The sequence below is a fragment of the Cellulosimicrobium sp. I38E genome (genome assembly GCF_001647255.1).
In the GTDB taxonomy this organism is placed as follows: domain Bacteria; phylum Actinomycetota; class Actinomycetes; order Actinomycetales; family Cellulomonadaceae; genus Cellulosimicrobium; species Cellulosimicrobium cellulans_E.
This window is the reverse complement of the sequence record NZ_LUAZ01000063.1, coordinates 1-17,860: the sequence shown is the minus strand read 5'-3', so window position 1 is coordinate 17,860 and position 17,860 is coordinate 1. Positions and strand designations below refer to the sequence as shown.

The 17,860-nt window shown below is 74.4% G+C and carries 16 protein-coding genes and 2 tRNA genes; 10 read left to right on the top strand and 8 right to left on the bottom strand.

Translation table 11 applies throughout. The features are described from left to right. Window positions 1-253, top strand: a 253-nt coding sequence (locus A0J59_RS21875) for a DUF6480 family protein (protein ID WP_255365329.1), incomplete at its 5' end; no start/stop codon positions are given. Here A0J59_RS21875 and A0J59_RS18040 read toward each other — a convergent pair. Both A0J59_RS18040 and A0J59_RS18035 read right to left on the bottom strand, forming a co-directional pair. Then, complete coding sequence (locus A0J59_RS18040; protein ID WP_064317025.1) at window positions 229-1,569, bottom strand: UDP-glucose/GDP-mannose dehydrogenase family protein; 1,341 nt, start codon at window positions 1,567-1,569, stop codon at window positions 229-231. The genes A0J59_RS21875 and A0J59_RS18040 overlap by 25 nt on opposite strands. Next, complete coding sequence (locus A0J59_RS18035) at window positions 1,566-2,627, bottom strand: NAD-dependent epimerase/dehydratase family protein (protein WP_064317024.1); 1,062 nt, start codon at window positions 2,625-2,627, stop codon at window positions 1,566-1,568. Before A0J59_RS18035 ends, A0J59_RS18040 begins: the two co-directional genes overlap by 4 nt. Before the next feature lie 200 nt (window positions 2,628-2,827). Here A0J59_RS18035 and A0J59_RS18030 point away from each other — a divergent pair, with 200 nt between their 5' ends. Beyond that, window positions 2,828-4,177, top strand: coding sequence for an APC family permease (locus A0J59_RS18030; RefSeq protein WP_064317023.1), 1,350 nt, complete (start codon window positions 2,828-2,830; stop codon window positions 4,175-4,177). 30 nt (window positions 4,178-4,207) lie between these two features. On the opposite strand, the gene A0J59_RS18025 is transcribed toward A0J59_RS18030, so the two are convergent. Next, complete coding sequence (locus A0J59_RS18025; protein WP_064317022.1) at window positions 4,208-5,230, bottom strand: LacI family DNA-binding transcriptional regulator; 1,023 nt, start codon at window positions 5,228-5,230, stop codon at window positions 4,208-4,210. Between the two features lie 173 nt (window positions 5,231-5,403). Here A0J59_RS18025 and A0J59_RS18020 point away from each other — a divergent pair, with 173 nt between their 5' ends. The 5 genes from A0J59_RS18020 to A0J59_RS18000 all read left to right on the top strand — a co-directional run bounded on the left by A0J59_RS18020 (window position 5,404) and on the right by A0J59_RS18000 (window position 9,967). Then, on the top strand, window positions 5,404-6,147 hold the full coding sequence (locus A0J59_RS18020) for a glutamine amidotransferase (RefSeq protein ID WP_064317021.1): 744 nt from the start codon (window positions 5,404-5,406) through the stop codon (window positions 6,145-6,147). Further along, window positions 6,147-7,067, top strand: coding sequence for a ribokinase (locus A0J59_RS18015; RefSeq protein ID WP_064317020.1), 921 nt, complete (start codon window positions 6,147-6,149; stop codon window positions 7,065-7,067). Before A0J59_RS18020 ends, A0J59_RS18015 begins: the two co-directional genes overlap by 1 nt. A 36-nt stretch (window positions 7,068-7,103) precedes the next feature. Continuing rightward, window positions 7,104-8,210 (top strand): DMT family transporter, encoded by a 1,107-nt coding sequence (locus tag A0J59_RS18010; protein WP_156533154.1) that lies wholly within the window; start codon window positions 7,104-7,106, stop codon window positions 8,208-8,210. Next, entirely contained in the window at window positions 8,207-9,256 is a 1,050-nt protein-coding gene (locus tag A0J59_RS18005) for a phosphotriesterase (RefSeq protein WP_064317019.1), read from the top strand. The genes A0J59_RS18010 and A0J59_RS18005 overlap by 4 nt, the downstream gene beginning before the upstream one ends. A gap of 132 nt (window positions 9,257-9,388) precedes the next feature. Further along, window positions 9,389-9,967 (top strand): CueP family metal-binding protein, encoded by a 579-nt coding sequence (locus A0J59_RS18000; RefSeq protein ID WP_064317018.1) that lies wholly within the window; start codon window positions 9,389-9,391, stop codon window positions 9,965-9,967. 144 nt (window positions 9,968-10,111) lie between these two features. Here the strand turns inward: A0J59_RS18000 and A0J59_RS22000 are convergent, their stop codons facing one another. Next, window positions 10,112-11,557: a ThuA domain-containing protein gene (locus A0J59_RS22000; protein WP_082141480.1), complete on the bottom strand. Its 1,446-nt coding sequence runs from the start codon at window positions 11,555-11,557 to the stop codon at window positions 10,112-10,114. Window positions 11,558-11,841: 284 nt separating this feature from the next. Between A0J59_RS22000 and A0J59_RS17990 the strand changes: the two genes are divergently transcribed. Beyond that, window positions 11,842-12,612, top strand: a complete 771-nt coding sequence (locus tag A0J59_RS17990) for a response regulator transcription factor (protein ID WP_047234294.1) — start codon at window positions 11,842-11,844, stop codon at window positions 12,610-12,612. After that, window positions 12,605-14,290 carry a cell wall metabolism sensor histidine kinase WalK gene (locus A0J59_RS22560; protein ID WP_082919167.1) on the top strand — a complete coding sequence of 562 codons (1,686 nt, stop codon included), beginning with the start codon at window positions 12,605-12,607 and terminating at the stop codon, window positions 14,288-14,290. Before A0J59_RS17990 ends, A0J59_RS22560 begins: the two co-directional genes overlap by 8 nt. A 112-nt stretch (window positions 14,291-14,402) precedes the next feature. Here the strand turns inward: A0J59_RS22560 and A0J59_RS17980 are convergent, their stop codons facing one another. From A0J59_RS17980 to A0J59_RS22465, 4 genes are all read right to left on the bottom strand, one after another. Next, window positions 14,403-15,575, bottom strand: coding sequence for an RtcB family protein (locus A0J59_RS17980; protein ID WP_047234306.1), 1,173 nt, complete (start codon window positions 15,573-15,575; stop codon window positions 14,403-14,405). A 121-nt stretch (window positions 15,576-15,696) separates the two neighbouring features. Continuing rightward, a tRNA-Arg gene (locus A0J59_RS17975) sits at window positions 15,697-15,769 on the bottom strand. A 44-nt stretch (window positions 15,770-15,813) separates the two neighbouring features. Then, a tRNA-Arg gene (locus tag A0J59_RS17970) sits at window positions 15,814-15,885 on the bottom strand. 152 nt (window positions 15,886-16,037) lie between these two features. Further along, entirely contained in the window at window positions 16,038-16,169 is a 132-nt protein-coding gene (locus tag A0J59_RS22465; RefSeq protein WP_255365328.1) for a hypothetical protein, read from the bottom strand. Window positions 16,170-16,630: 461 nt separating this feature from the next. Between A0J59_RS22465 and A0J59_RS17965 the strand changes: the two genes are divergently transcribed. Beyond that, window positions 16,631-17,458 (top strand): metal-dependent hydrolase, encoded by an 828-nt coding sequence (locus A0J59_RS17965; RefSeq protein ID WP_047234293.1) that lies wholly within the window; start codon window positions 16,631-16,633, stop codon window positions 17,456-17,458. Window positions 17,459-17,860: the final 402 nt, after the last annotated feature.

The following is a 17,860-nucleotide window of genomic DNA, read 5'->3' as shown; positions in this document are numbered from 1 at the left end:
CGCGAGGAGCGAGCGCGCGGCCTCGACGACCTCGTCGACGGTGATCCGGTCGAGCGCCGCCGACTTCTCGGCGAGCGGCGACGTGCAGCCCGGCGAGACGCCGCCGGCCGAGGACCAGGTGAGCGCGCCGCAGGGCCACGAGGAGCACGGTCCGCACCGTGCGGTGCCGTGGGTGTGGATCGGCGTCGTCGGCGCGGTCGCGGTCCTCGTGGCCCTGTTCTTCGTCGGCTACGCGGTGGGGCTGCTCGACTGAGGCCGGTCCGCGCTCACGGCGGCCACGCCGAGCGCGCGCACGTCCCACCCCGCCGCGCGCCACCGGCCGCGATCGACGGCGTTGCGCGCGTCGACGAGCCGGGGCGCGCGCACGACGCCGGCGAGGTCGTCCGGGTCGAGCGCTCGGTACTCGTCCCACTCGGTCGCGAGGACCACGACGTCGGCGCCGGCGGCCGCCTCGCGCGCGTCGGCCGCGTACCCGAGCTCAGGAGCGGCGGCCTGCGCGAGCGCGAGGGCCTGGGGGTCGGTGACGACGACCTCCGCGCCCTCGGCGGCGATCGCCCGCGCGAGCGCGAGCGCGGGCGAGCTGCGCACGTCGTCGCTGTCGGGCTTGAACGCGGCGCCGAGCACGGCGACCCGCCGGGCCGTGAGCGAGCCGCCGCACGCCGCGCGGGCGAGCTCGACCGCCCGGTCCCGGCAGCGGTCGTTGATCGCGTCGACCTCGTCGAGGAAGGACACGGCCCGGCCCACGCCGAGCTCGCGCGCCCGCGCCGCGAACGCGCGGATGTCCTTGGGCAGGCACCCGCCCCCGAACCCCAGCCCCACGCCCAGGTACTCGCCGCCGATCCGGCGGTCGAGCGCCATGGTGCCGACGAGCGCGACGGCGTCGCCGCCCGCGGCCTCGCACACCTCCGCGACCGCGTTCGCGAACGAGATCTTCGTCGCGAGGAACGCGTTCGCCGCGACCTTGGCCAGCTCCGCCGTGGCGAGGTCGGTCACGAGCCGCGGCACGCCGTCGTCCAGGAGCGGCGCGTAGACCGCGTCGAGGCGCTCCACGAGGGCGCCGCCGTCCTCGGGCACTCCGTAGACCAGCCGGTCGGGGTGCAGCGTGTCGGCGACGGCGTGTCCCTCGCGCAGGAACTCCGGGTTCCACGCGAGCCCGACGCCGGCGGGCAGGTCCCGCGCGAGCCGCTCCGCCGTCCCGACGGGCACCGTCGACTTGCCGACCACGACCGCGCCCGGCCGCAGGTGCGGGCGCAGCGCGGCGAGCGCCGCGTCGAGCTGCTGGAGGTCGGCCACCCCGCTCCCGGCCGACTGCGGCGTGCCGACGCACAGGAAGTGGACGTCCGCGTCGGCGGCGCGCGCGGCGTCGGTCGAGAACGTGAGAGAACCCGGCCCGCCGGGGTCGGCCAGGAGCGCGGTGAGCCCCGGCTCGAAGAACGGGGCCCGGCCCTCGGCCAGCGCGTCGACCCGGGCGCGGTCGACGTCGATCCCGACGACGTCGTGGCCGAGCCGGGCCATAGCCGCGGCGTGCACCGCCCCGAGGTAGCCGCAGCCATGCACCGACAGCCTCATGCGCCCGCCCCTCCCGCGCCGCCGGCGGCAGCGCCGGTCTCGCCCGCGCCCGCCGGGACCGCCGCGCCGCGCCCGGCCTCCTCGCGGAACCACGCGACCGTGCGGGCGAGGCCCTCCGGCCACGGCGTCCGGGCGCGCCACCCGAGGACGCGTTCCGCGAGCGCGGTGTCGGGGCGGCGGCGGCGCGGGTCGTCCTCGGGCAGGTCGACGTGGACGACCCCCGCGTCGCTCCCCGTCGCGGCGAGCACGTCCTCGGCCACGCGGGCCACCGTGAGCTCGGTCGCGTCGCCCAGGTTCACGGGCCCGGGGTGCCCGGACCCGGCGAACGCGAGGATGCCCTCCACGAGGTCGTCGACGTAGCAGACCGAGCGCGTCTGGGACCCGTCGCCGGCCACGGTGAGCGGCTCGCCCGCGAGCGCCTGGCGCACGAACGTGGGCACCATGCGCCCGTCGCGGCCCCGCATGCGTGGTCCGTAGGTGTTGAAGATCCGCACGATCCCCGCGTCCACGCCGCGCGAGCGGCGGTACGCGGTCGTCGTCGCCTCGGCGAACCGCTTGGACTCGTCGTAGACGCTGCGCGGGCCGACCGGGTTGACGTGGCCCCAGTAGTCCTCGCGCTGGGGGTGCACCTCGGGGTCCCCGTAGACCTCCGACGTCGAGGCGAGGACGAACCGCGCTCCGGCCCGCTCGGCGAGCTCGAGCCCGTGGCGGGTCCCCGCGGACCCCACGAGCAGGGTCTCGAGCGGGAGGCGCAGGTAGTCCACGGGCGAGGCGGGCGACGCGAGGTGCAGCACGAGGTCGACCCGGTCGTCGTCGGGGACGTCGATCCCTGCGCTGACGTCGGCCTCGACGAACCGGAACCGGGGCTCGTCGCGCAGGGCGTCGAGGTTGCGTACCTCGCCCGTCGACAGGTCGTCCACGCACACGACCTCCGTGCCCTGGGCCACGAGCGCCTCGCACACGTGGCTGCCCACGAACCCGGCACCGCCCATGACCACGGCCCGGCGCTCGCGACGTCCCACCCCGCTCGCGCCTCGGACCCCCGACGTGTCGTCCATGCTCGTCTCCTCGCGACGGCGCGCGACGAGCCGAGGACGCCTGGTCCCGGCCGGTCACGCTCGTGCGGACGGGCTCGCTGCTGGACCCGGGACCTCCACGCTCACACGGGCCCACCCGGCTCGCACACGCTCCGGCCCACCCGCCCCGCGGGCGTCGCCGCCCGGCCGCGAGCAGGACGGGCCCGTGGCACGGTGACCCGATGAGCGCACCGACTGCACCCCAGGAGCAGGCCGCCGACCCGGACACCAAGCTGTCCCGCTCGGTCGGAGGACGGCTGCTGTACCTCTTCATCCTCGGGGACGTGCTCGGGGCGGGCGTCTACGCGCTCGTGGGCGAGATGGCCGGCGAGGTCGGCGGCGCCGTCTGGCTGCCGCTGCTCGTGGCGCTGGGCCTCGCCCTGCTCACCGCGGGCTCGTACGCCGAGCTCGTGACCAAGTACCCGCGGGCCGGGGGCGCCGCGGTGTTCGCCGACCGGGCGTTCCGCAAGCCGCTCGTGTCGTTCCTCGTCGGGTTCTCCATGCTCGCGGCCGGGGTGACGAGCGCGGCGGGACTCTCGCTCGCGTTCGCGGGCGACTACCTCGCGACCTTCGTCGACGCGCCCGACCGGCTCGTGGCGGTGCTGTTCCTCGCGCTCGTCGCCGCGCTCAACGCGCGCGGCATCAAGGAGTCGCTGCGCGCCAACGTCGCGATGACCGCGATCGAGCTGTCCGGACTCGTGCTCGTGGTCGTGCTCGCCGCCGTCGTCCTGGGCCGGGGCGACGGGTCCCCGGCGCGCGTCACGCAGTTCGCCGAGGGCACGACGCCGGCGCTCGCCGTGCTCTCGGCCGCGATCCTCGCGTACTACTCGTTCGTGGGGTTCGAGACGTCGGCGAACCTCGCGGAAGAGGTCCGCGACGTCCGGCGCACGTACCCTCGCGCGCTCTTCGGCGCACTCGTGACCGCGGGCGTGGTCTACGTGGCCGTGGGCGTGGCCGCGGTGGCGGTCGTGGACCCCGACACCCTCGCCGGGTCCACGGGCCCGCTGCTCGAGGTCGTCGACGCCGAGGGGTCCGTGCCCGCGTGGGTGTTCTCGCTCGTGGCCCTCATCGCCGTGGCGAACGGCGCGCTGCTGACGATGATCATGTCGAGCCGGCTCGCGTACGGCATGGCGGAGCAGGGTCTGCTCCCGTCCGTCCTCGGCCGGGTGCTCCCGCACCGCCGCACCCCGTGGGTCGCGATCGTGGTGACGACGGTGGTCGCCATGGGGCTCGTCTTCACGGGCGACGTGGCGGGGCTCGCCGAGACGGTCGTGCTGCTCCTGCTGCTCGTCTTCGCCTCGACGAACGTCGCGGTCCTCGTGCTGCGCCGCGACCCGGTCGACGCGCCGCACTTCCGCGTCGCGACGGTCGTCCCGGTGCTCGGCGTCGCGTCGTGCGTGCTGCTGCTCACCCAGCAGGACGCGGTCACGTGGCTGCGCGCGGGGATCCTGCTCGCCGTCGGAGCGGTGCTCTACGGCGTCATGCGCTGGACGGGCCGGACGCGCAGCGCACGGTCCGCCCGGGAGGCGTGACCGCGGCGGCGGTCGCGACGACCGGCCCAGTCAGGCCGTCGCGACCCGCGTGACCGAGCCCCGCACGACGAGGTGCAAGGGCAGGACCGTCCGGGCGGGCGCGCCCACGCGGCGGTCACCGGTCATGGACCGCTCGATCGCGTCCATCGCGGCGAGCGCGAGCGCCGCGACGGGCTGCTCGAGCGTCGTGAGCTTGGGACGCAGCCACTGGCCGACGCGGATGCCGTCGCACCCCACGACCGAGAGGTCCTCGGGGATGGAGATGCCGTGCAGCTCCGCCGCGCCGAGCATCCCGACGGCGACGATGTCGCTGCCGACGAACACGGCCGTCGGCGCGTTCCCGGGGCGCGTGAGGTAGGGGAACGTCGAGGCGCCGAACTGCTCGGTGTACGGGCCGTGGCGCACGAGCTCCGGGTCGACGTCGAGCCCGGCGTCGTGCATCGCGTCGACGTAGCCCCGCAGTCGGTCCTGGGTCGTGGACAGCTCCGCGGGTCCGGCGACGTGCGCGATGCGGCGGTGGCCCTGCTGCACGAGGTAGCTCGTGGCCTGGTAGGCGCCGCCGTAGTTGTCGACGGTGATCGTCTCGACGGGCAGGTCGAGGTCGACCTCCTCGTCGATGACGACGACGGGCAGCCCGTCCGCGACGGCGCGCGCGAGCCGGTCGTCGGTGCGCGACATGCCCACGTAGACGACGCCGCCGAGCGAGCCGTCGCTCGCGAGGAGCTGACCCAGGCCCGACTCGGCGTCGCCGTGCCGCGTCGACAGCGCGACGACGAGCGGGACGCGGCGGTCGCCCGCCAGGCGCGCGACCTCCTCGGCGAGCGCGGTGAAGAACGGGTTGACGAAGTCGGGCACGACGAGCGCGACGACACCCGTGCGACGCTCGTCCTCGCGCGCGGCCGGGCCCGGCGCGGGCACGACGTACCCCACCTCGCGGACCGCGGCGTCGATGCGCGCCGCCGTCTCCGGCTGCACGTTGAGCTGACCGCGCAGGTAGCGCGACGCCGTCGAGGCCGACACGCCGGCACGTTGCGCAACACGCGTGAGCGTCATGGCTCCCCTCCAGCGGCTCGCGTCCCAGAACCCTTGCACCCTACCGGCAGCGCGTCGCACTGACGGTGTTGACAGGCCGAGCATCTCCACCCTACGGTCTTGCGCAATGCCACACAACGTTGCGCAACGTCGTCGCCGACGCCGCCGCGCGACCTGATCGCAAGGAGGCCGGGATGAGCCGGGTTCTGCTCGCCGGGGAGTCGTGGATCAACGCGACCACCGACTACAAGGGGTACGACGCGTTCCCCCACGCCCAGCTCGAGATCGGGTGCGCGCGCCTGCTCGAGGCGCTGGCGGCCCAGGGCCACGAGGTCACGCACCTGCCCTCGCACCTCGTCGCCGAGGACTTCCCCTCCACGCTCGACGAGCTCGACACCTACGACGTCGTGATCCTGTCCGACATCGGCGCCAACTCGCTCCTGCTCCCGCCGGTCGTGTTCTCCCAGGGACGCCCGTTCCCGAACCGGCTCAAGCTCCTCGCCGAGTGGGTCCGCCGCGGCGGCGGCCTCATGATGGCCGGCGGCTACCTCAGCTTCCAGGGCTTCCAGGCCAAGGCGAACTACCACGGCACCGCCGTCGAGGCCGTCCTGCCCGTCGAGATCCTCCCCTACGACGACCGCGAGGAGACCCCCGAGGGCATCGGCGGCACCCTGACCGACGTCGAGCACCCCGTCACCGCGGGCCTCGACCGCGAGTGGCCGATCCTCCTCGGTTACCAGCGCCTCACCGCCAAGGCCGACGCGACCGTCCTCGCCACCATCGAAGGTCGCCCGCTCGTCGCCGTCCGCACCGAGGGTCAGGGGCGCACGCTCGCGTTCGCCTCCGACATCTCCCCCCACTGGGCCCCGCGCGAGTTCATGGACTGGGCCGGCTACGGCCCGCTGTTCGGCCAGGCCGTCACCTGGCTCGCGGGCTGATGACGCCCGAGGTGGTGGTCGTCGGCAGCCTGAACATGGACCTCAGGCTGACCGTCGACCGCCTGCCCCGCTCGGGCGAGACCGTCTCCGCGACGGGCCTCGTCCGCTCCCCCGGCGGCAAGGGCGCCAACCAGGCCGTCGCCGCCGCCCGGCTCGGCCGCCGCGTCGCCATGGTCGGCGCCGTCGGGGACGACGACGACGGCCGCGCCATCCGCCGCCGCCTCGCCGTCGAGGGCCTCGTCCTCGACGGCCTCGCGACCGCCGACCGCCCCACCGGCGTCGCCGTCGTGCTGTGGGAGCAGCCCGAGTCGACGATCGTCATCGAGCCCGGCGCGAACGCGGTCGTCGACGAGGCTTTCGTCACCGAGCGCGCCGACCTCGTGCGCGACGCGGCCGCCGTCCTGTGCCAGTGCGAGACGCCGCTCGGTGCCCTGCGCGCCGTCGCCGCCACCGCGACGGGCACCACGGTGCTCAACCCGGCGCCCGCCGTCCCGCTGCCCGCCGACGTGCGGGCCGCGTTCCGCGTGCTCGTGCCCAACAGGTTCGAGCTCGCGACCCTCGTCGGGGCGAGCACCGAGCCCGCCGACGAGGACGAGGTGCTCGCCATGGTGCGCGCGCTCGACCACCCCGGGGACGTCGTCGTCACCCTCGGGGCCGACGGCGCGCTCGTCGCCCTCGCAGGGGGCGCACCCGTCACCGTCCCCGCCGAGCGCGTCGACGCCGTCGACACGACGGCGGCCGGCGACTCGTTCTGCGCGGCGCTCGCGGACGGCCTCCTCCACGGCGGCGACCTCGTCGAGTCCGCCCGCTGGGCGGCGCACGTCGCCGCCTCCACCACCACCCGCCACGGCGCCGTCGACTCCCTGCCGCGCGCCACCGACCTGGCCCCCGAGGGCACCAGGATTCCGCTCCACAGCTAAGTCCGACGTACCGTCGGAGGAAGGCACGGTCACGCAATGAAGCACACCACGCCGGCGACCACCGGTTCCCCGTCCGGCACTCAGGGAGGTGCTCTGAACTCGTCAGCCCGCCGCAGCAGGGTCAAGGACACCGCGACCGCCCTGCTCGTCGTCGCGACCGTCCTCGCGGGGGCCCTCGGCCCCATGCAGGCAGCCGTCAACGGCCAGCTCGGCAAGACGATCGGCGACGGGCACGCCGCCGCCCTCATCTCGTTCGGGACCGGCCTGGTCCTCATGTTCGTCGTCGTGTTCGCGCGCCCCGCGACCCGACGCGAGGCGCTCGCGATCCCCGGCCTGATCCGCTCGCGCACGATCCCGTGGTGGAACTACCTCGCGGGCCTGTGCGGCGCCGTCATCGTCCTGTCCGAAGGTGTGACCGTCGGCGTCCTCGGCGTCGCCACCTTCCAGATCTCGCTCATCTCCGGCCTCGTGATCTCGGGCGTGATCTGCGACCGCCTCGGCGTCACGGCGTCGGTCAAGCAGCCGCTCACCACGACGCGTCTCCTGGGCGCCGCGCTCGCCATCGCCGCGACCGTCGTCGTCATCTCGCCGAGCTTCTCCGTGCCCCACACGATCGTCCTCGCGATCATGCCGTTCGTGGGCGGCCTGCTCGCGGGCTGGCAGCCCGCCGGGAACGCGGCCGTCGCCGACGTCACCGGGTCGATGCTCGTCTCGATCGGCTGGAACTTCCTCGTCGGCTTCACCGCCCTGCTGATCGCCTACCTCGTGCGCGCCGCCGCGGGCGGCGTCGACTTCCAGCTCCCGAGCGAGTGGTGGATGTACCTGGGCGGCCCCCTCGGCCTGCTGTCCATCGCCCTCATGGCGCTCCTCGTGCGCGGCCTCGGGCTGCTCCTGCTCGGCCTCGCGTCGGTGGCGGGCCAGCTCGTCGGCTCGCTCGTCCTCGACGCGGCGATCCCGGCGCTCGGACACACCGTGCACGTCGCGACCGTGATCGGCACGGTCATCGCGCTCGTCGCCGCCGGGATCGGCATGATCCCGTCCGGCAAGGCGGCCCATCCCGACGAGCCGGACGACGGCGAGCACGAGGACGCCGTGGCCGCGGCGGTCGCGGGCGGCGAGGCGGGCGAGGCGAGCGGGCGATGAGCGTCACGCCCGCCGGCCACGTGCAGACGGTCACCGGCCGCGCCGCGGCCGCCGACCTCGGCCTCACGCTCCCGCACGAGCACCTGTTCAACGACCTGTCCGGGGTGCTCGACCCGCCGAGCTACCGCTTCTCCGAGGCGGTCGTCGAGGCCCCGGTCTCCGCGTCGGTCGCGTGGGCGCTGCGCCAGGACCCGTACTGCTGCGCGGACAACATCGCCGACAAGCCGGTCGCCGCGGTCGCCGCGGAGCTCGAGAGCTTCGCGGCGCTGGGCGGGCGCACGATCGTCGACGCGACGTCGAGCGCGGCGATCGGGCGCAACCCCGAGCGCCTCGCGGAGGTGGCGCGCCAGACGGGCCTGCACGTGGTCGCGGGCTGCGGCGCGTACCTCGAGAAGTTCGAGGGCGACCGCATCGCCGCCGCGGCCGTGGACGCGCAGGCGTCCGCGATCGTCGCCGAGCTGGTCGACGGCATCGGCGGGACCGGGGTGCGGCCCGGGATCATCGGCGAGATCGGCGTCTCGCCGTCGTTCACGCCGGGCGAGGCCGCGTCGCTGCGCGCGGCGGCCCTCGCGCAGCGCGAGCACCCGCACGTCGCGCTCCAGGTGCACCTGCCCGGCTGGCAGCGCCGCGCGCACGAGGTGCTCGACCTCGTGCTGGACGAGCTGGGGGTGCGCCCCGAGAAGGTCGTGCTGTGCCACATGGACCCGTCCGCGGACGACCCGGACTACCAGCGGTCCGTGGCCGAGCGCGGCGTCTGGCTCGAGTTCGACATGGTCGGCATGGACATCACCTTCCCGAAGGAGGGCGTGTCCCCCGACCCGCACACGACCGCGACCGCGGTGCAGCGCCTCGTCGAGGCCGGTCACGCGGGCCAGGTGCTGCTCAGCCACGACGTGTTCCTCAAGCAGATGTGGGTGCAGCACGGGGGCAACGGGTTCGCCTACGTCCCGACCGTGTTCACCGAGATGCTCGCCGCTCGCGGCGTGCCGCGCGACGTGCTCGCCCGCCTCACGCACGACAACCCGGTGGCGATGCTCACCGCGTGACGGCGGCTCCGCCGTCGGCTCGCACACCGCCGCGCCCTAGGCCGGGTCCCGACGTTCGCGTCGGGGCCCGGCCGTCTCTTCCCCGGGACCTCCGGCCCTGGTCAGGGACCTGCGCTCTGAGAGGATCGGCGCATGAGACGACGACGTGCCCTCCCGACCCTCGTGGCCGCCGTGGCCGCCACCGCCCTCGTGCTCACCGGCTGCTCCGGCGGCTCCGCCGAACCCTCCGCGCTGGACGCCCTGCTCGACCGTCACGACCTCGCCGGGCTCAGCGGCCAGGAGGTCGTGGACCGGCTCGAAGGGCTCGAGACGGCCGACCGGCCGACCGACCTCGTGGCCTCGGTCCGCGCGGCGGAGCTCGTGCTCGCGGACGAGTCGTACGAGACCACGGTCCCGCTGCCCGAGGACGCGTTCTACCTCTCGGTCGCGCCCTTCGTGGACGAGACGCACGAGTGCTTCTACCACTCGCTGACGACGTGCCAGGGCGAGCTCGCGGGCGAGCCCGTGTCCGTCACGGTCGTCGACGCGGCGACCGGCGAGGTCCTCGTCGAGGAGGACACCACGCTCGGCGCGAACGGGTTCGTCGGCCTCTGGCTCCCGCGCGACGTGGACGCCGAGCTCCGCGTCGAGCACGAGGGGCGCGTCGGCACGACGACCGTCTCGACGGGCGCCGACGACCCCACCTGCCTCACGACGCTCCAGCTCGCCTGACGCGGGGTCGCTCGCCACGCGGTCGCTCGCCACGCGGTCGCTCGTTCGGGCGGTCTCGCGGGATGCCGCGACCGTACCCGGGCGCACGACGGCGCCCGTCGCACGCGCGGTGCGACGGGCGCCGTCGGGGTGCGACGGGACGCGTCAGGCCGTGCCGTCGTAGGCGAGCACGATCTCCTCGGTGACGGTCTCGCCGTCGCGCTCGGTCGTGGCCGTGACGGTCACCTCACCGGCCGGGGCCTCGACGAGCCGGGTCGCGAACGCCTGGTAGGCGTTCTTCCCGGGCGCGACGTCGGCGTACTCCTTGCTCCCGTACGGCGTCGCCAGGGTGATGTCGACGGGGGTGTCGTCCTCGTTGAGCACGCGCACGGCGACGTACTGCTTGCCGCCCATGGTCCGCAGCTCGGCCTCGGCCGCGAGGTCGATCGCCGGGCCGTCGTCGACGAGCGCGCTCTGCCAGACGACGAGGTCGTCGATCTTCGACGCGAGCAGCCCGCGGTCGCCTGCGGCCGCGGACAGGTGGTCGACGAGCGAACGCGCGCCGCCGAGGACCTGGACGGCCGTCGCCGGGTCGTCAGAGTCGGCCGCGCTGCGCGCGCTGCCGAGCAGCGACGAGATCGCGCCCGCGATCACGCCGTCGCCCACCGCGGCGGTGTTCAGACCGGCGACGAGGGCGTCGACCTCGGGGAACGTCACGCAGTTGCCGCCGCCCTCGACGACGCCCGCGGTCCACTCGACGCCCTTGAGCACGTGCTCGAGGAAGAGCGGGTCGGTCCACGACGCGTCGGTGTGCCCGGCGCCCTCGTACCAGGACCGGCCGCCCTCGAAGTTCTGGCACCACGCGATCGGGTGGTCCTCGCCCATCGCGCCGTTGCCCGGGGAGTAGGTCGACTCGTCGAGCGTGAGGAGCACGTGCACGTCCTCGCGCGGGTTGGTCGTGTAGTTGTACCACTCGTCGAACCGCTCCCAGACGGCCGGCAGGTGCGCGGTCGACGGGTGCGCGGGACTCTCGACGCGCATGGTCGCGGTCTGCTGCGCGGGGTGGGCGACGAAGCGCGCGCCGCCACCGGTCAGCTCGCTGTACCAGGGGACGGTGTGCATCGTGTCCGTCGCCGCGTGCAGACCGACGAACCCGCCGCCGCCGCGGATGTAGCCCTGGAACGCCGCGAGCTCGGCGTCGTCGAGCAGGCGCGGCGTCGCCGGGTTGAGCGAGTTCGTGTTGTCGACCGGCGACGCGAAGACGATGGTCGCGTACTGCGACAGGTCCTCCGCGCTCGTGAAGGGCGTCGAGGCCATCGTGAGGTCGGGCTGGCCCGGAGAGCCGCTCCCCCACCAGCCCGCGGAGTCGTTCGGCGGGTCCCACACGTCGACCGTGAAGCCGTTGTCGGCACCGAGCGCGACGAGCGCGCGCGTGGTGTCGTCGATGTGCGAGTGCCGGAACCCGAGCGTCTCGCCGACGACGAGGATCTTGTAGTCCTCCTCGTCGGCCGCGGCCGGGCCGGCGGCCACGAGCGTCGCCCCGCCCGCGAGCGGCAGCGCGACCGTCGCCGCCACCGCCCGCCTGATCGTCGTGCCGCTGAACAAATCCATGCGTGCTTCTCCCTCGTCGTCGAGAGCGCGAGCCGGGCGTTCGGTCCCCGGTCGGCCGCCGGCCCCCTCGGCATCCGGCGGCGCGCGCACTCCTGCGTGCGTGGACGTCGGCTGCTGCCGATGCCGCGAGTTTTGACGGCGACTGATCAAAAGTCAAGGATTCAACGACATCCGCGCGGCGACTTCACCCGGACCCCACGGTCGCGGCGCAGCAGCGCCCCAGGCACAGCGCGTGCACAGGGTCACCACAGGCACGACCACGCGCGCCGCGGGACGCTGGGTCCATGACCGCAGCCACCACCCCCGTCGGCCGCCCCGACCAGCCGCGTCTCACACGCCCGGACGGCTCCCCCGTCCGCGTCCTCGTGGTCGACGACGAGCCCAACCTGGCCGAGCTGCTCACCTCGGCGCTGCGCTACGAGGGCTGGGACGTGTCCACCGCGCTCGACGGGCACAGCGCGATCCGCACCGCGCGCGAGACCGGGCCGGACGTCGTCGTGCTCGACGTCATGCTCCCCGACATGGACGGCCTCACCGTGCTGCGCCGGCTGCGCGAGCGCGACACGGACGTCCCAGTGCTCTTCCTCACCGCGCGCGACGCCGTCGAGGACCGCGTCGCCGGGCTCACCGCGGGCGGTGACGACTACGTGACCAAGCCGTTCAGCCTCGAGGAGGTCGTGGCGCGGCTGCGGGGCCTGCTGCGGCGCGGCGGCGCGACCGCGCAGCGCGAGGACTCCGTGCTCGTCGTCGGCGACCTGGAGCTCGACGAGGACGCGCACGAGGTCCGGCGCGCGGGCGAGGAGGTGCGCCTCACGGCCACCGAGTTCGAGCTGCTGCGCTACCTCATGCGCAACCCGCGCCGCGTGCTGTCCAAGGCGCAGATCCTCGACCGTGTCTGGAACTACGACTTCGGCGGGCAGGCCAACATCGTCGAGCTCTACATCTCCTACCTGCGCCGCAAGATCGACAAGGGGCGTGAGCCCATGATCCACACCCTGCGGGGCGTCGGGTACGTGCTCAAGCCCGCGAACGGCGCGGACGACGCCCGTGGCTGACGCGCGCCGGGCGCCCGTCCGCGCTCACCCCGCGACGGGCGACGGAGCCCCGGCGCGTCGGCCGACCGCGCTGCGCCGCCGCCTCGTCCTCGTGCTCGCCGGGGTCGTGCTCCTCGTCACCGTGGGCCTCGCCACCGCCTCCGCGCTCGCGCTGCGCAACCAGCTCGTCGAACAGCTCGACCACGAGCTCGAGCAGGCGAGCTCGCGCCTCGCGCAGGGGTTCGGGGAGCGTCCGGGCGACGGCCCCGGACAGCCGCCGGACGACACCGGCGCCACCCCCAGCCCCAGCCCCAGCGACCTGCCCGACGACCCGTCCCGCTTCCCCGCCGGCACCGGGCCCGGCAGCGCCGTCCTGCGCTACGACGGTGGGGAGATCGTGCTCGCCGAGTACGTGACACCCACGCTCGAGCGCGTCGCGCTCGACGACGCGCAGATCGCCGCGCTCGAGGACGTGCCCGCCGACGGCGTCCCGCACGACACCGACCTGCCCGACCTCGGGTCGTTCCGCGCCGTGCACCGGACCACGGACGACGGCCAGACCGTCGTCGTCGCGTCGAGCACCACCACCGTCGACGCGACGGTCGAGGAGTACGTGCTCATCGAGGTCGCGCTCGGCGCCGCGGGCCTGCTCGCCGCCGTGCTCCTCGGCACGTGGCTCGTGCGGCGCTCCCTGCGACCGCTCGACGACGTCGCCGCCGCTGCGGGCCGCGTCTCCGAGCTCGAGCTCGCGCAGGGTGAGATCGACGCGATCCCCCGCGTCCCCGACGACCTCACCGACGAGCGCACCGAGGTCGGACAGGTGGGCGCCGCGCTCAACCGCATGCTCGAGAACGTCGAGACCTCGCTCCAGGCGCGCCACGACTCCGAGACCCAGGTCCGACGATTCGTCGCCGACGCGAGCCACGAGCTGCGCACCCCGCTCGCCTCGATCCGCGGCTACGCCGAGCTCGTGCGCCGCTCGCCCGACGACGTCCCGCCCGCCACCGCGCGCTCGCTCGACCGCATCGAGTCGGAGGCCGTGCGCATGACCGGCCTCGTCGAGGACCTGCTGCTCCTCGCCCGGCTCGACGCGGGCCGCCCGCTCGATCGCGCGCCCGTCGACCTCGCGGCGCTCGCCGTCGACGCCGTCATGGACGCCCACGCCGCCGGCCCCGACCACGACTGGGCCCTCGACCTGCCCGGCGAGGACCTCGACGTCGATCTCCCGACCGACCCGCCCGACGAGGTCGACGACGGGACGGAGGACCTGGACCGTGCCCGCGCGGCGCACGACCCCGCCGGGCAGGACCCCGACGAGGACGTCGACCTCGAGATCACGGGCGACGAGGCGAGCCTGCGGCAGGTGCTCGCGAACCTCCTCGCGAACGCCCGCACGCACACCCCGCCCGGCACCCACGTCGAGGTGCGGCTCGCGAGCGACGGAGACGACGTCGTGCTCTCCGTCGCCGACGACGGCCCCGGCATCCCGGCGACCCTGCGCCCCACGCTCTTCCGCCGCTTCACGCGCGGCGACGACGCGCGCAACCGCACCGGCGGCTCCACCGGCCTCGGCCTCGCCATCGCCGACGCGATCGTCGCCGCCCACGGCGGGACCGTCGCCGTGTCGTCGTCCACCGTGGAGGAACCCGGCCCCACGGGCACGACGTTCACCGTCCGTCTCCCCCGCGACCACCCCTGACGGCCGCAACCTCGCCCCCGTCGCCGAACAGGCGGTCCCGGTGCGTCCGGATGGCCGGACGCCCAAGACCGCCTGCTCGACACGCCGGAACCGCCTGGTCGCGACCCCGTGCTCAGCCCTTGACGCAGAGGAGCGTCGTGAGCCGGGCGACGACCTCGACGAGGTCGGACTGCGCGCGGATGACCTCGTCGAGGTCCTTGTACGCACCCGGGATCTCGTCCAGCACCCCGGCGTCCTTGCGGCACTCGACGCCCGCCGTCTGGGCGGCGAGGTCGTCGAGCGTGAAGGTCTTCTTCGCCTTGGTGCGGGACATGCGACGCCCCGCGCCGTGCGACGCCGACCAGTAGGACTCCGGGTTCCCGAGCCCGCGCACGATGTACGAGCCGGTGCCCATGGACCCCGGGATGAGACCGAGGTCGCCCTTCCCGGCCCGGATCGCGCCCTTGCGGGTCACGACGAGCTCCTGGCCGTCGACGTGCTCGACCGCGACGTAGTTGTGGTGGACGTTCACGGCCTCGTCGAACGCGAGCTCCCGACCGGGGAACGAGGCGCGCACGGCGTCGACGACGAGCGTCATCATCACCGCGCGCGACCGCGCCGCGTACTCCTGCGCCCACCACAGGTCGGCGAGGTACGCGTCCATCTCCGGCGTGCCGCCGAGGAACACCGCGAGCTCGCGGTCCACGAGCCCCTGGTTGTGCTCGAGGCGCTTGGCGACGGCGACGTGCTGCTCGGCGAGCGTCTTGCCGATGTTGCGCGACCCCGAGTGCAGCTGGAGCCAGACCTGCCCGTCCGTGTCGGTGCAGAGCTCGACGAAGTGGTTCCCTCCGCCCAGCGTCCCGAGCTGGCGGCGCGCGCGGCCCTCGATGTCCGAGACACGCCCGTGCAGGCCGGAGAACCGCGACCAGAACGCGTCCGCGCCGCGCGCGACCTCGGCCGGGCCGCGCCCGGAGATCGAGCGCAGCCGGTGCGGGTCGACCGCCTCGTCGTGCGCGTGGAACCCGACGGGGATCGCGGCCTCGATACGCGCGCGGACCGGGCCGAGGTCGTCGGGGAGGTCCTCGGCCGTGAGCGACGTGCGGACGCCGATCATGCCGCAGCCGATGTCCACGCCGACCGCGTTGGGCGACACGGCGTCGCGCATCGCGATGACCGAGCCGACGGTCGCGCCCTTGCCGAGGTGGACGTCGGGCATGACGCGCACGCCCTCGACCCACGGCAGCGCGGCGATGTTGCGCAGCTGCTGGAGCGCGGCGGGCTCGACGGCGTGCTCGTGCGCCCACATGAGGGTGGGTGCCTTCGCACCCGACAGCGGGACGGGGAACGCGTGGGCCTCGGTGCTCACGGTGCTGACCTCCTCGGGTCGTCGTGACGATCATGACGCCGCCCCGGGCGGGGCGGCGAGGTGCGCGCGGGAGGACTCGAACCCCCGACGCCCGGCTCCGGAAGCCGGCGCTCTGTCCGCTGAGCTACGCGCGCTGGTGCTCCTTAACGTCGAGCAGACGGGACGCCAGGCGTCCAGGTGCCCTCGGAGGGAGTCGAACCCCCGTCTCCGCTTCCGTAGAGCGGCGTCGTGTCCGTTGGACCACGAAGGCAGTGCTTTTCCGCTGGCGCACGACAAATGCGCGCCGAGGGCGAATGAGCAGAATGGCAGCACAAGAAATGCACCCCGGCCCGGGCACCTTCATGCACAAGAAAAAGGCCGCCCCGGCGATGTCCCGGGACGGCCTGTCGTACGACGCTGTGGTCAGACGACAGGACCGCCGGAGTCGCCGGCGAGGAACGAGGACACGCTGAGATACGCCACGGGCAGCACGACGCGCGGCTGCTCGCAGGGCAGCACGGGACGTCGCCAGTCCTGCTGGACGGGTTCGCGCACGGCACTGCTCCTCTCGGTCATGTCGGGTGGCCCACGCACCGGAATGTCGTCGACCGAGGAAGACCGTACGCGCCTTTTCCGGTCGGCACAACCCCATTTCCAGAATTCGTCAGGAATTCTCTGACCGAGGTCGCGCACGCCGGCGAAGGGTCCACCGACCTGCCCCCTTTCCTGCCCGGAGCCGAGCTCGTGCGCTCTCCGCGCCCGGTGAGACCTCCGCCTCCCTCGCGCTGGCTTCGCACGGGACGCAGGTCACCGCATCCTGGTCGGGGCTCGGTCGGCGGGTCTCGGCCGGACGTCGACAGCGCTTGGCACACTTTTCTTGGTGGGCGCCGACCCTCGACGCTACGGACGAACGACCAGGGCTGTCGGCGGCACCCGGTAGGGTTCCGGACGTTCCGGACACACCTCCCGACGCCGACGAACCGCGCGGCCGGGCCGACGACAGGAGACCCGCCGCCATGATGGGCGCCCACCACGCCGCGACCGGAGCCGCCGCCTGGGTGGCGGTGACGTCCACCGCCCCGTTCGCGCTCGGGTGGCACCCCGTGTCGTCCGTCGGCGTCATGACGGGCGCGGTCGTGTGCGCCGGGGCCGCGCTCCTCCCCGACGCCGACCACCACAACGGGACGTTCGCGCACTCGCTGCCGCCCGTGAGCGAGTGGGTGTCCGACGCGGTCGAGACGATCTCCGGCGGCCACCGCCAGGGCACGCACTCGTTCCTCGGCATCGCGGTGTTCACCGCGCTCGCGTGGCTCGTCGGGCTGGTCACGGTCGAGACGGAGAGCTTCGGCACGGTCTACGTGGGCGGCGGCGTCCTCGCGGTCCTGCTCGTCGCGCTCGCGCTCAAGGCGCTCAAGCTCACGCGGCGCGGCAAGCTCATGCCGTGGGTCACGTCCCTCACGATCGCAGCCCTCGTCGCGCTGTTCTCGCCCGAGGAGTGGAACTGGCTCCCGGTCGCCGTCGGGATCGGCGTGACCGTGCACATCCTGGGCGACGTGCTCACGACCAACGGCGCGCCGCTGCTCTGGCCGGTGAAGATCCGCTCCCCGCGGTGGGTGCGCCGGTCCCTCGTCGTCGACGACGTGTGGCGCCCCAGCGGCAGCTTCGCCCTCCCCCTGCTCGGCGACACCGGGTCCGTGCGCGAGTGGATCCTCGCGACGGCCGTCGGTCTCTACGCGACGGTCGGGTTCGTGTGGTCGGCGCTCGACCAGATGGGCTACGACACGTACGGGGCGTACGAGCGCGTCGCGTCGGCGATCCAGGCCCTGGCGTCGGGCGTCGCCTGAGCGGCCACGGTCACCGTCACCGCTCGTGATCGCGAGCACGAGCGCGCTAATTCCCTTGCCCCCTCCCGCCCCCGGGTGGGACGGTCGCAGGACGTCGCCCGCGCCGTCGGGCACCGGAGGAAGGAGGAACGCCATGAGCTGGACGACCCACGCTCGCGTGTCCACCACCCCCGGGAGCACCGACCGCCGCTAGGCCGGTCGGCGACCGTCCGAGACGGTCCGCGCCCGCCGCCGCCCGCGAGGCGGCAGCGGCAGCGCCGTGCGCTCCCCGCCCGAAGGAGCCCACCCGTGCCCGAGCACGACCTGCTGTACCCCGCCGCCGCCCGCGAGGCGGCAGCGGCAGCGCCGTGCGCTCCCCGCCCGAAGGAGCCCACCCGTGCCCGAGCACGACCTGCTGTACCC

What these genes read in the sequence shown, in the direction of transcription:
- A0J59_RS18040 (WP_064317025.1), bottom strand. Translation starts at nt 1,569, where the DNA reads ATGAGGCTGTCGGTGCATGGCTGCGGCTACCTCGGGGCGGTGCACGCC.
- A0J59_RS18035 (WP_064317024.1), bottom strand. Translation starts at nt 2,627, where the DNA reads ATGGACGACACGTCGGGGGTCCGAGGCGCGAGCGGGGTGGGACGTCGC.
- A0J59_RS18030 (WP_064317023.1), top strand. Translation starts at nt 2,828, where the DNA reads ATGAGCGCACCGACTGCACCCCAGGAGCAGGCCGCCGACCCGGACACC.
- A0J59_RS18025 (WP_064317022.1), bottom strand. Translation starts at nt 5,230, where the DNA reads ATGACGCTCACGCGTGTTGCGCAACGTGCCGGCGTGTCGGCCTCGACG.
- A0J59_RS18020 (WP_064317021.1), top strand. Translation starts at nt 5,404, where the DNA reads ATGAGCCGGGTTCTGCTCGCCGGGGAGTCGTGGATCAACGCGACCACC.
- A0J59_RS18015 (WP_064317020.1), top strand. Translation starts at nt 6,147, where the DNA reads ATGACGCCCGAGGTGGTGGTCGTCGGCAGCCTGAACATGGACCTCAGG.
- A0J59_RS18010 (WP_156533154.1), top strand. Translation starts at nt 7,104, where the DNA reads ATGAAGCACACCACGCCGGCGACCACCGGTTCCCCGTCCGGCACTCAG.
- A0J59_RS18005 (WP_064317019.1), top strand. Translation starts at nt 8,207, where the DNA reads ATGAGCGTCACGCCCGCCGGCCACGTGCAGACGGTCACCGGCCGCGCC.
- A0J59_RS18000 (WP_064317018.1), top strand. Translation starts at nt 9,389, where the DNA reads ATGAGACGACGACGTGCCCTCCCGACCCTCGTGGCCGCCGTGGCCGCC.
- A0J59_RS22000 (WP_082141480.1), bottom strand. Translation starts at nt 11,557, where the DNA reads ATGGATTTGTTCAGCGGCACGACGATCAGGCGGGCGGTGGCGGCGACG.
- A0J59_RS17990 (WP_047234294.1), top strand. Translation starts at nt 11,842, where the DNA reads ATGACCGCAGCCACCACCCCCGTCGGCCGCCCCGACCAGCCGCGTCTC.
- A0J59_RS17980 (WP_047234306.1), bottom strand. Translation starts at nt 15,575, where the DNA reads ATGTGGGCGCACGAGCACGCCGTCGAGCCCGCCGCGCTCCAGCAGCTG.
- A0J59_RS17965 (WP_047234293.1), top strand. Translation starts at nt 16,631, where the DNA reads ATGATGGGCGCCCACCACGCCGCGACCGGAGCCGCCGCCTGGGTGGCG.